The sequence below is a fragment of the Cellulomonas algicola genome, from assembly GCF_019024305.1.
GTDB lineage: Bacteria > Actinomycetota > Actinomycetes > Actinomycetales > Cellulomonadaceae > Cellulomonas > Cellulomonas algicola.
This window is the reverse complement of the sequence record NZ_JAHKSJ010000006.1, coordinates 346022-357476: the sequence shown is the minus strand read 5'-3', so window position 1 is coordinate 357476 and position 11455 is coordinate 346022. Positions and strand designations below refer to the sequence as shown.

Genomic DNA, 11455 nt, shown 5'->3' with positions numbered 1-11455 from the left:
AGCGACGCAGCCGCCCGGGCCGGGGAGGGAGCCGGCCCGGGCGGTCAGCGCGTCGGCGTCAGTTGCGGGTGATCGTGAACGTCGACGTCGTGTTCCTGATGTCCTGCGCGTTCCCGCTCATCCGCAGGTTCGTGAACGTCGCGGAGCCGACCGCGGGCCCCTGCCCGGCCTCGGGCATCTCGTTGACCCAGATGCCGAACCCGGACTTCGCGTCCCACGCGTCGCCGCTCTTGCGTGCCCCGGTGATCGACACGTTGGTGAACGTCGTGTCGGTGATCGGGTTCTGCGGCTGGTTCCCGACGTAGTTCGTCTGGAACATGATCCCGGAGTAGGTCGGGTCGACGATGTCGACGTCGCTCACCCGGATCCCCTGGAACTTCTTCGACGCGGAGAACACCCAGATCGCGGGGAACGTCTGGTTGCCCCAGAAGTGCCCGCCGGCACGCACGATCGAGATGTTCTGGAAGCTCGTCGGCGCGGCGGACCCGAACTCGTCCATCGGGTAGCCGAAGTCGAGCGAGCTGATCGTGATGCCGGAGTACACGAGGGTGTCCGCGATGTAGATGTTGCGGAACGTGTTCCCGTACCCGCCGTAGACGGCCAGGCCCGCGGCCCGCCACGTGACCAGCGACGTCAGGTTCTCGTAGACGTTGCCCGTCTGGCCGGTGCCGCCCGCGTCGGTTGCCGCGAACAGCGCGAACGAGTCGTCGCCCGTGCCGCGTGCCTCGATGTTCGCGACCCGGTTGTTCGCCGACCCGTTGGTCATGTTGATGCCGTCGGCGAACGTGTTCCGGATGCGCGAGCTCGTGATCGTCGAGGAGTCCATGTTGGACGCCCAGAACATGCAGATCATGTGCTCGACCCACAGGTCGTCGACCGTCATGTTCGCGACGTTCGTGAAGTCGAGGACCTTGCCCGGCCCGTCGATCCGCGACGTGTAGTTGCCGAAGTACGCGAAGCCGCGCCACTTCGAGCCGTTCGCCGACGCCTCGGCCCGGAAGCCGACGTCGGTGTTCTCCTGCCCGCTCGGCGCGAAGAACCGTGTGAACCAGGGTCCGGCGCCGACGATGTCGACGGGCTTGCCGTACACCTGGAACTTGCTGCTCGTGCTGTAGTCGCCGGTCGGCAGGTAGACGCCCTTGAGCGCGCCCGTCGTGTCCATGCGGACCTTGTCGAGCGCGTCCTGCACGGCCTGGTGCGTGAAGCCCGTGGGCTGCACGTACTGCGCGGGGTTCGGGTTCGGGTTCGCCGTCGCGACCTCGGTGTTGACGAAGTCGACCGTGACCGGGAGCGGGTTGCTCGCGGTGCGCTGGAGGCGGATGGTCGCGCCGGCCGGCACGGTCGCGCCGAGCAGGGTGCTCGCCTCGTCGTAGATGTGCCGCGGCCCGCCGGACCCCGGCTGGTTGTTCGGGTTGGTCTCGTTGCCGTACAGCCACGCGAACCGCGACGTGAGGTCGAGGCGCTTGAGGAACGTCCCGTCGACCAGGATGTCGATGCTGCCGTTCTGGCCGGTCCCCGCGGCGTTGTCCGGGATCGAGAAGCGCGTGACCAGCGTGTTCGTCGGGTTCTTGAGCGTCCACTCGACGTAGGCGCCCGTGGCGGACAGCGTCGCCGCCCGGCGCCCCGACGCCTCGCCCGCGAGGTCGCCGACCGTGCGGTTGGGCCCGACGAGCACCGCGCCGCCGCCCGTGCGGCCGTCCTCCGCCTCGTACATGTCGAACGGCAGGTGCGCGCCGCGGCCGACGTAGATCCCGCCGGTCACGACGTTGTTGGCCTGCTTGCCGGGCACCTCGGTGCTGTCGGCGGCGACGGCGCTCGACACCGTGTACGTGCCGTTCGCTGCGGTCCAGGTGCCGAGGTTGACCGTGGCGCTCGTCGCGCCCGCCGCGATCGCGCCGCTGGGCGAGCCGGTGAGGGTCTTCACGACGGCACCCGTGGTCGAGTCCTTGATCGTCACGGTGAGCGCGTGCGCGCCCGACGACGTCGCGACGTTGCCGTTGTTCGCGACCGCCCCGGTGAACGTGACGACTGCGCCGGCCGCCGGGTTGCCCGGGCTCCAGCTCACGACGGGGACGAGGTCGGACGTCGGGACGGGCGCGACGACGAGCCTCGTCGGGCTGCTGTACGCGTTGTTCGACTCGTCCTGCTCGACGACCGTGTTCGCCGGGTCGGCGGTCGCGCCCACCGTGTACGAGCCCGCGGCGCGTGCGCCGATCGACGCGGTGACGGTGGCCGTCGCGCCCGCGGCGATCGCGCCGACCGACGCGGTGGCGGCCGTCTGCCCGTCGACCTGGAACGCGACCGAGGTCGCGGCCGACGCGGCCGTGCCGGCGTTGCGGACGGTCGCGCTCAGCGTGACGGCCGTCGACTCCGTCGGGTTCACGGGCGACGTCGTCACGCCCGTGACCGTGAGGTCCGGGTTCGGCGCGGGCGTGCCGAGCACCTGCAGCTCGGCGACCTGCCCGTTGCCCGCCCCCGTGTTGCCCGTGAACACGAGCCGCACGTCGGACGCGGTGCCGGTCACCGGGACGGTGACGATGTTGCCCGACGACGGGCTGAACGCGCGGGCCGCCGAGGGTGCGAGCGTCGTGAACGCGCCCGTCCCGGTACGACCCTGCACCTCGAACGTCTGCGTCCGGTTGCCCCACGCCGCGTCGGGGTTGAGCTTCACGACGACGCCCGAGAGCTGGCTCGCCGACGCGAGGCTCACGGTGAGGGTCGACGGGTACTGCCCGCCCGCGCCCTCCCAGTAGGTGCTCAGCGACCCGTCGACCGTGTTCCCGGCGACGTACGTCCACTCGGTCGACGACGCGACGACCGGCCGTCCGGCGGCGAGGTCCTTGCCGGTCGGCGGGGTGGTCGTGGGCGTCGTCGGGGTGGGCGTCGGGTCCGCCGTGCCGAACACCTCGAGCTCCGCGAGCTGCCCGGCGGGCCAGCCGGTGTTCGCCGAGATGCTGAGCCGCACGAACCGCACCGACGTGTCGGTGACGTCCACCGCGACGGTGTTCCCGGACGCCGGGGCGAACGTGTACGCGGCCTGCGCCTTGAGCGTCGTGAAGGTCGAGCCGGTGGTCGAACCCTGCACGGTGATCGTCTGGGTCCTCGCTCCCCACCCGGAGGTGGGCAGCTTCAGCGCGAGGTCCGTGACCGTGGCGGCGGCGCCCAGGTCGACCTGCACCCACTGCGGGAGCTGGTTGTTGGTCGACTCCCAGTACGTGGCCTGGTTGCCGTCGGTGACGTTGCCGGCGCCGTAGACGTCGGTCGTGCTGCTGGCCGTCGCGGGCTTGCCCGCGGCGAGGTTGACGGGTGCCGCGGCGGCGCCCTGCGCGACGAGCGCGAGGCCGAGCGGTGCGACGAGCGCCGCCGTGGCGAGCGCCACGACCGCGTGCCTGACGTTCCTTCTCATGGGTCGTCCTCGTTCTCCCGCCTCAGCGGCGGGTCCGGGCCGAGCGCGTGGGTGCGGCCGGGCGCGTCGCGGTCGTCGTCGGCCGCGTGCTCCCCGGACGCGTCGCGGGGTCGCTGACCCCGCCGGCACGTGCACGGCGTTCAGTGGTGGACCAGGAGCGACCGCTGAGTGCGCAGGCAGCGGCCCGACGCCTCGATACGCGTGTTGCGACCTTCCGCACAACTTTGTGCACGCGCATGTCAAGTTCTTGCGACGTCGTGAGCAGACGATACGAACGTGCCCGACTCGCAGTCAAGGTCTCGGCGCCAACGACGACAGCACGCCGTGACTCCGACGCGCGCCAAGCGTCAGCCGCCGCTGCTGACGCGCTTCATCGCCGCGCGCGCGGCCCTCCGGGTCAGGCTCTCGCAGTCGTCGACGGCCTCGTCGACCTCCGAGGCGCCGCCGTCGATCGCGACGAGCGCGGGCAGGTAGCGGGTGCGTGCGAGCGAGTGCGGCGTGACCTCCCACGCGTGCCTGATCGGCACCGCCGACGGGACGTGCCGGAGCCGCCCGAGGCACTCGGCGAACCCCTCGGTCGCGCACCAGTCCTCCACGGACACGGCCGCCTCGAACCAGGCGAGGACGTCGTCCGCGTCCGCGGCGGTGCCGTGCGCGCCGACGACCCGTCGTCCGAGGTGCCGCAGCCACTCGTCGTCACCGCGCGCCCAGGCCCGTGCTCGGGGGAGCGCCGCGCCGCCGAGCCGGACGACGGACGACCCGAGCCACGGCATCGCCCCGTTGCCGTCGCGCAGGTCGGTGCGCTCGGCGAGGTCCAGCAGGATGAGGTCGCCCCGCCGGGCGAGCTCGTCGGACGCCCAGCGACGCTCGCCGGTCACCGGCCCCAGTGCGATGTCGTGGAGCTCCGCGGTGGTGCGGTCGCCCAGGTCGGGGCGGCGCCACGGCTCGCGCACCTCCCGGGCGAGCGCGACGGCGACCCGCGGGTGCTCGGCCCACGCGGCCCACGGCCCGCCTTCGAACCGCGTGACGACCGCCGCGAGGTCGGCGTCGCCGATCCGTCCGAGGACGACGTCCACGAGCCCGTCCCGCGCCGCCGGGCCTCCGTCTCGCCAGACGTCGTCGACGGCCCCCCAGTCCGGCTCGTCCGCCGACTCGAAGTAGGTGTGCAGGACGGCCGCCGCAGCCGCCGAGCCCTCGGACGCGAGCGCGACCAGGACCTCGAACGGCACGCCGCGGGTGACGTCGGGGTCGTCGCGGTCGAACGGGATCGCGTGGACGGGGATGCCGAGCCGCAGCACCAGTCGCGCGTAGTACTCGCCGCGTTCGTCGACCTGGGGATCCCACCGCGGCTCGTGCCGGAGGCACTCGAGCACGAGCGTCTCGGCACCGACCGTGGCGATCGCCTCGCGGTGACCGAGGCCGCGTCCACGCCGTAGGCGCCCGAGCAAGGAGCCCGGGTCCGCCCACTCCTCGCTCGTCACCCGCGCAGTCTCACGTGCCCCCACGGGCGGGGGCGACGGCATTCACCCCGATGCCGCACGCGGTCTTCCCGCTCGCGGTGCGTGCGTCGCGCCGCACCGCGACTCACGGTGTCGGGGCGCTCGCGCTGGGCGCGGTCGTGCGTCGCGTCGACGACCGGGGCAGGACGAGCGCGGACGCCGCGAGCAGGGGAGCGACGAGCGCGACGGCCGCCACGAGGCCCGCGCCCCCGGCGACCAGTCCGATCGCCGCCGGACCGGCGAGGACTCCGGCGTAGACGAAGACCGAGAGGCGGGAGGCGGACTGCCCGCTCGGGTCGAGGCGGCCGGTCTCCGCGTACGCGATCGGCACGAGCGTCGCGCCACCGAGGCCAAGCAGCGCGAACCCGGCGACCGCGAACGCGGGGTCCGGCGCGACGACGCCGAGCGCGAGCCCGCACGCACCGACCACCGCACCGCGTCGGAAGAGCCGCGGGTCGCCCCATACGGTGCGCAGTCGGTCGCCGACGAGGCGGCCGAGGGTCTGGGCCGCGGTGAAGGCGGTGGTCGCCGCTGCGGCGACGGCGAGCGACGCGCCTCGCTGCTCGTGCAGCAGGACCGCACCCCACGCGAGCGCGGCGCCCTCGGCGACCATGAGGACCACGCCCACGACGGCCACGCGCGCGAACGCCGGGGACCAGGTAGACCGCGGCTTGCGGACCGGTCGACCCGTGGGACCGTCGGTCGACCGCGACGCCGGGGCGTCCGTCGCCGGGTCGCTCCCGCGCTGCGGCCCGCCCGCCTCGGCTCCCTCGACCGCCACGGGCAGTCGTCTCCCGGCGGCGAGCGCCACGGGCGCCGCCACGCACGCGGCGACGGCGAGGTGGACGACGGTCGGGACCCCCGCGGCGATGCTCGCGGTCCCGGCGAGCGTCGCCACCGTGATCCCGACGCTCCACGCGGCGTGGCAGCCGCTGAGGATCGGACGGCCGATCCGCTGCTCGGCGCGGACCGCGGTGGCGTTCATCGAGACGTCGAGCGCCCCGTTGGCGGCGGCGACGACCGCGATCGCCGCGAGGTAGGCGGCCGTGCCCGGCATCGCGCCCAGCAGCGCGACCGTGAGGGGGAGCGCGACGGCGGAGACCCGGGCGACGGACTCCGGGCCGACGCGGCGAAGGAGCGGGCCGAGCGCCTGCATGGTGGCGATCGCGACCGCGCCGAACAGCACGCTCGTCAGCCCGTACGCGCGGTCGTCGAGGCCGTGCTCGGCCTTGAGCGCGGCGGAGCGGACGACGAAGCCGCCGAAGGACAGGCCGCTGACGAGGAACAGCGCAGCCGCGGCGCGGTGCGCGGCGGGAGGTACGGCGAGGGTCATGCCCGGGTGACGGGCGAGGACGCCCGTTCACGACAACCGGCGTCGCTCGGCGTCGGGCCGCGGCGGACCGCGACGCCGCCGTGGGGTGGGGCGTCCGCGACGGTCGGGGCCGGCACGGACGACGACGAGGCACCGCCGCCCCCCGGAGGCGGATCTCCGAGGGGCGGCGGGTGTGCGGTGGTGCGGCGTCAGCCGGTCGGGAAGCTGTCCGCCGTCACGATGCGGCTGCGGACGAACTGGCCGGACTGCGACAGCTGCGACGTGCCGTAGCTCGAGCCCGAGCAGGTGCCCGACCGGAAGGCCGCGCTGCTCTCGTTCGCGTCGGAGTACGTCCAGTTGACGTGGCTGATCTTGAGCGAGTCGAGCAGGTCGAGCCACGCGGTGGACGACTGGATGTCGACCGTGCCGCCGCCCGTCGCGCTCGTGGTGCCCCACTCGGACACGAACAGCGGCAGCCTTCCGGCGGCGTTGCGCACCTCGGCGCGGTAGTTGTCCAGGTGGGACGCCGCATAGAAGTGGAAGGTGTACATGATGTTCGGGAACGACAGCGGGTTCGCGACGATCTCCGCCGAGCTCGACCCGTTGGACACGCCGAGCGACGACCAGCCGCGCGTGCCGACCAGGATCACGGCGTCGGGGTCGGCGGCCCGGATGATCGGGATGACCTGGTTGGCGTAGGTGCGGATCTGCTCCCACGAGACGCCGTTCGGCTCGTTCGCGATCTCGTAGATGACGTTCGTCTTGGCCGCGTTCCGGCTCGCGACGTTGCGGAAGAACGTCTTCGCGTTCTCGAGGTTCACGTTCGGGTCGCCCGGCGTGAGCGTGTGGAAGTCGATGATCGAGTACATCCCGCGCTGCTCGGCCTGGTCGACGAGGCTGTTGACGCGCGACGTGAAGCCGGCCGGGTCGGTGACGTAGCCGTCCTCGTTGACGTACATCGCGATGCGCAGGACGTCGGCCTTCCAGTCGTTCGCGAGGGTGTCGAGCGACGCGGTGTTGTAGCACTTCGCGAACCACTGCAGCCCGTGCGTGCTGACGCCGCGGAGCTGGATCGGCTTGCCGTACTGGTTGCAGAGGTTGACGCCGCAGACGCGCAGCTGGCCGTTGATCGCGACGGGCGTCGTCCCCGTCGGCGGCGGGGGAGTCGTGGTCTGCGTGGGGGTCGGCGTCGGGCTCTGGGTGGGCGACGTCGTGGGCGTCGGGGTCCCGGTCGTGGAGCCGGTGCAGGCGACGCCGTTGAGCGTGAACTGCGTCGGGACGGCGTTCGACCCGCTCCACGTGCCGTTGAAGCCGAAGCTCGCGGTGCCGCCCGTGCGGACCGCGCCGTTCCACGCGACGTTGCGTGCGGTGACGGCGCTGCCGGACTGCGTGACGTCGGCGTTCCAGGCCTGCGTGACCTTCTGGCCCGACGGGAACGTCCAGCCGACGGTCCACGACGACACCGGGTCGCCGAGGTTGGTGACGGTGACGTTGGCCCCGAAGCCGGGGTTCCACTGGTTCGTGATCTGGTAGTCGACCTTGCAGCCGGCGGCGGCCTGTGCCGACATGGCGGTGATCGCGCTGATCCCCGACATGGCGAGCACGGCCGCGGACAGCAGCGCGGCGACTCTCGTGCGCTGGGACATGGAGCTCCTCGTGCGTGGTGGGTGCTGGGCGGCGCGTCGTCCACCGGCGAGGTGCGCGACCGCTCGTGAGGAGGGTGCGCCCGTCAGCGCTTGACCGCTACAGCGGCGGCCCGTCCGGACGTGAGGTAAACGTTTCAGCCACGGTCGGGTGACAGGGGTGCGACGGTCGGCAGGACGCGCGCGGGCCCGATGCGCGACACGCCGCCGGACGGTCCGGGCGCCGCGCCGCCGGACGTCGTCGCGGTCGGGGCCGGGGTCGGTGTGCCGGACTGGGTGGGCATCGGCGTCGGTGTCGGGTACGGCGGGTACCGGTCGTTGCACGACGTCAGCACGTCGAGCGGGTCGGCCGTGCACGTGTCGGCGCCGTCGCCGCCGTCGAGCCGGTCGTTGCCCTCGACGCCGTCGGCGCCGCGCAGCGTGTCCGCGTCACCCAGTCCGCGCAGCAGGTCGGCACCGAGGCCGCCGACGAGCGCGTCCCGCCACGGCGAGCCCGTCAGGACGTCGTCGCCCGCACCGCCGCGCACCTCCTCGACGTCGGGCGACGCGTTCCACGGCGGCGGCGCACCCACGGCGTCACCCTCGCCGGCCGACCCGTCGCCGCCGAAGCCGTCGAGCGTCACGGTGACCGGCGCCGAGCGCGCGCCGTAGTCCGCGACGTCGTGCCCGGGACCGCCGACGACCTGGTGCGCACCGTCGGGGGCCGCCCCCAGGACGAAGCGGTCGCCGCCCTGACCGCCCTCGGACCGGCCGCTGTCCGCGCCCGCGTCGAGCACGTCGGCACCCCAGCCGCCCTGCAGCAGGTCGTGGCCGCCGCCGCCGAGCAGCACGTCGTCGCCGTCGCCCCCGATCAGCACGTCGTCGCCGCCGAGACCCGAGACGCGGTCGTCGCCCGCGCCGGCGCAGATGACGTCCGCGTCCGGTGTGCCCGTCAGGGCGTCGGGCCCGTCGGTGCCGCGGATCGTGCACGGGCGGCCGGGGGCGGTGTCGTACCGGACGTAGTCCCACGTGGACGAGCCCCGGTACGTCTCGAACCCCAGCCCGACCGTCCCCGCGCCGCGTCCCGTGAACGTCCGGTCCAGCACCGTGCGGCCGTCGACCGTCAGCCGGACCTGCTGGCCGCGCGCCTCGAGGTGGTACCGGTGCCAGCGGTGCGTGTCGAGCGGGATCACCTGGCGGTCCTCGTACGGGTAGAGCACGCACACCTCGCCGGGTGCGAAGCCGACCTGGACCAGGTCCATGGTGTCGCCGACCCACAGGAGCGTCGGCGGCGGCGTGCCCGTCTCCTCGTCGAGGCACGCGCCCGTCGCGTCGCGGCCGAGCCGCATCCGGACGTCGACGTCCCACCCGGTGAGCCGCCCCGACGCGCCGGTCCACTCCGACGTCCCCGCGGTCTCGAGCAGCATCACGAGCGTCTCGCGGCCGATCGTGATCGCGCCGCCGCGCGTGCTCGTGACCGGGTCCCCGCCGAACCCGATCACCTGCCACGGGTCGGCGGGCGGGCGCGTGAACTCCTCACGCTGCACGTCGCCGGCCCACGCAGGCGCGGGCAGCAGCATCGTGAGCACCGCGACCGCCCCGACGGTCAGTCCGAACCGCGTCCGTCTCGTCATCGAGCCCTCCCGGGTGTCGGCGTGGTGCGCACACTAGGGGCGTGGGACCCGGCCGAGCGCGCCCGTCGGCCGACCGAAAGGCTTCACCGCGACGACGCTGCACCTTCGGGCACCGACACCCCGGGAGGGACGATGGACGGCACCGCCTTCACCCCGCAGGAGGTCGCCTACCTGCGCGACCACCCGGTCGCACGCGTCGCGACCGTCGGCGAGCAGGACCAGCCGGACGTCGTGCCGGTCGCGTGCGAGTTCGACGGGGAGGCGTTCTGGTTCGGGGGCGGTGAGGCGGTCCTGCGGACGCGCAAGGTCCGCCACGTGCTCGCGGGCCGGCGCCGCGTCGCGATCGTCTTCGACGACGTGCCGTCGATGGACCCGTTCACGGCCCGCGGCGTGCGCGTCTACGGCGTCGCCGACGACCCCGTCGAGCGGGCCGGGATGATCGGGCCCGGCTGGTACGTGCGGGTGCGACCGACCGAGTCGTGGAGCTGGAACCTCGACGGCGAGCCCGCCGGCGACGCGTGGTACCCCGTGACGCACACGGTCCACCCGTAGCCGGCGGGCCCTCCCGGGTCAGTGCCAGTCGGAGATCGCGAGGTCGTCGGGTGCCGGGGCGCCTGCTCCGGTCTCGACGAGCTGCTTGAGGCTCACCAGGAACGTGGCCCACTTGGTGCTGCAGTGCGACATGAACTCGACGGGCTCGCGCCAGCCCTCGTGCGCGAACAGCACGATGACGTACTCGCCGTCCTGCCGGAGCTCCCAGCGCACGGTCGTGCCGATCCACTCCTCGGGACCGTCGACGACCTCCCAGACGACCTTCCGACCCGGCTCGGACTCGAGCACGACCATGTCGAAGCCGCCCTGCGGGAAGCGGAACGCCAGCAGCCCGCCGACGTCCGGGTCGCCGGTCGTGTCGGTCGTCCACCAGCCCGACAGACCGTCGATCGTGGTGAGTGCCGCGTACACGTCGTCCAGGGCGGCCGATCGCATGCCGACCCTGTGGATGATGTCCACCATCTCGAACCCTTCCTTCTGCTCGGTGCCGGTTCTCCTCGGGGTACCGGTCACTTCTTCTGGCTGCGTGCGATCGCCTCGGCGATCCGCTTGATGCGCTGGAGCCGGGCGTCCCAGGCCTGGCCCACGTCGGCGAGCTGGGCGACAGCACGGGCGAGCTGGGCCTCGTCGACCTCGTAGCGCCGCTCGCGCCCGGCGGGCGTGACGCGCACGAGCCCCACGCGGTCGAGCACGACGAGGTGCTTGGCGACGGCCTGCCGCGTCACGGGCAGGCGCTCGCTGAGCGAGGTCGCGGTGCCCGGTCCGTCGGTGAGCAGGAGGTCGATCATGCGGCGACGCGTCGGGTCCCCGACCGCCGACCAGAGGTCGTCGTCGACGGCCGTGCTCATCGCGTCGCGACCAGCCGTTCGGCGTGCGCCGCGATGGCGGGGACGAACACGTCCCAGCCGTTGACGTGGTCGGCGTAGGCGGCCTCCATGACGGCGGCCTCCCAGCCCTTCTCGCGGAAGCCGGTCTCGGTGAGCCGCAGCAGCGTCCCGGACCCGGCGGGCACGAGCTCGAAGGTCACGAGCAGCGCGGCAGCGACGGGGTCGTCGGCGTCGTCGGGCACCCAGCGGAACGAGAAGAGCCGCGGCGGGTCGGCCGCGACGACGGTGAGCGGCTCGACGTGCTCGTCGGCGGTGCCGCGTCCCCACACGACCTCGGTCCCGCTGCCGGGTTCGGCGGAGAGGTCGGTCTCCGCGCCGTTCCACCAGTCCCGGATGTGCTCCGGGCTGCTGAGCACCTCGAACACGACCTCCGGTGCCGCGTCGACGTGGATCTCGCGCTCGATGCTGCCGAACTCCATGGCTTCTCCCGTTGTTCGCAACGATTGGTTGCGTATGACGGTAGACCCGGCGGGGGCCCAACGCAACCATCGGTTGCGAATTGGTCGGCGCAGCCGTCCCCGACGCACCGGGCGTCGGGCCTCG

The 11455-nt window shown here is 73.3% G+C and carries 9 protein-coding genes; 1 reads left to right on the top strand and 8 read right to left on the bottom strand.

Annotated features, from left to right (window positions below; all coding sequences use genetic code 11):
* Window positions 1–58: 58 nt before the first annotated feature.
* The 5 genes from KOV94_RS05780 to KOV94_RS05760 all read right to left on the bottom strand — a co-directional run bounded on the left by KOV94_RS05780 (window position 59) and on the right by KOV94_RS05760 (window position 9473).
* The gene (locus tag KOV94_RS05780) at window positions 59–3406 is read right to left on the bottom strand and encodes a discoidin domain-containing protein (protein WP_218051473.1); all 3348 of its coding nucleotides are present in this window, start codon (window positions 3404–3406) and stop codon (window positions 59–61) included.
* A gap of 347 nt (window positions 3407–3753) precedes the next feature.
* Window positions 3754–4887, bottom strand: a complete 1134-nt coding sequence (locus KOV94_RS05775; RefSeq protein WP_218051472.1) for a hypothetical protein — start codon at window positions 4885–4887, stop codon at window positions 3754–3756.
* A gap of 103 nt (window positions 4888–4990) precedes the next feature.
* Window positions 4991–6238 carry an MFS transporter gene (locus tag KOV94_RS05770; RefSeq protein WP_218051471.1) on the bottom strand — a complete coding sequence of 416 codons (1248 nt, stop codon included), beginning with the start codon at window positions 6236–6238 and terminating at the stop codon, window positions 4991–4993.
* 188 nt (window positions 6239–6426) lie between these two features.
* The gene (locus KOV94_RS05765) at window positions 6427–7863 is read right to left on the bottom strand and encodes a cellulase family glycosylhydrolase (RefSeq protein WP_218051470.1); all 1437 of its coding nucleotides are present in this window, start codon (window positions 7861–7863) and stop codon (window positions 6427–6429) included.
* A 134-nt stretch (window positions 7864–7997) separates the two neighbouring features.
* A complete protein-coding gene (locus tag KOV94_RS05760; RefSeq protein WP_218051469.1) occupies window positions 7998–9473 on the bottom strand; it encodes a hypothetical protein in 1476 nt (491 codons plus the stop codon).
* A 132-nt stretch (window positions 9474–9605) separates the two neighbouring features.
* On the opposite strand from KOV94_RS05760, the gene KOV94_RS05755 reads away from it, so the two are divergent.
* Window positions 9606–10025, top strand: coding sequence for a PPOX class F420-dependent oxidoreductase (locus KOV94_RS05755; RefSeq protein ID WP_124341727.1), 420 nt, complete (start codon window positions 9606–9608; stop codon window positions 10023–10025).
* Window positions 10026–10043: 18 nt separating this feature from the next.
* Here KOV94_RS05755 and KOV94_RS05750 read toward each other — a convergent pair whose 3' ends face one another.
* From KOV94_RS05750 to KOV94_RS05740, 3 genes are read right to left on the bottom strand one after another with little or no spacing between them, the layout of a single operon-like run.
* The gene (locus tag KOV94_RS05750) at window positions 10044–10538 is read right to left on the bottom strand and encodes an SRPBCC family protein (protein WP_235843295.1); all 495 of its coding nucleotides are present in this window, start codon (window positions 10536–10538) and stop codon (window positions 10044–10046) included.
* On the bottom strand, window positions 10535–10873 hold the full coding sequence (locus KOV94_RS05745) for an ArsR/SmtB family transcription factor (RefSeq protein WP_218051468.1): 339 nt from the start codon (window positions 10871–10873) through the stop codon (window positions 10535–10537). Before KOV94_RS05745 ends, KOV94_RS05750 begins: the two co-directional genes overlap by 4 nt.
* Window positions 10870–11331 (bottom strand): SRPBCC domain-containing protein, encoded by a 462-nt coding sequence (locus KOV94_RS05740; RefSeq protein WP_218051467.1) that lies wholly within the window; start codon window positions 11329–11331, stop codon window positions 10870–10872. Before KOV94_RS05740 ends, KOV94_RS05745 begins: the two co-directional genes overlap by 4 nt.
* Between the last annotated feature and the right edge of the window lie 124 nt (window positions 11332–11455).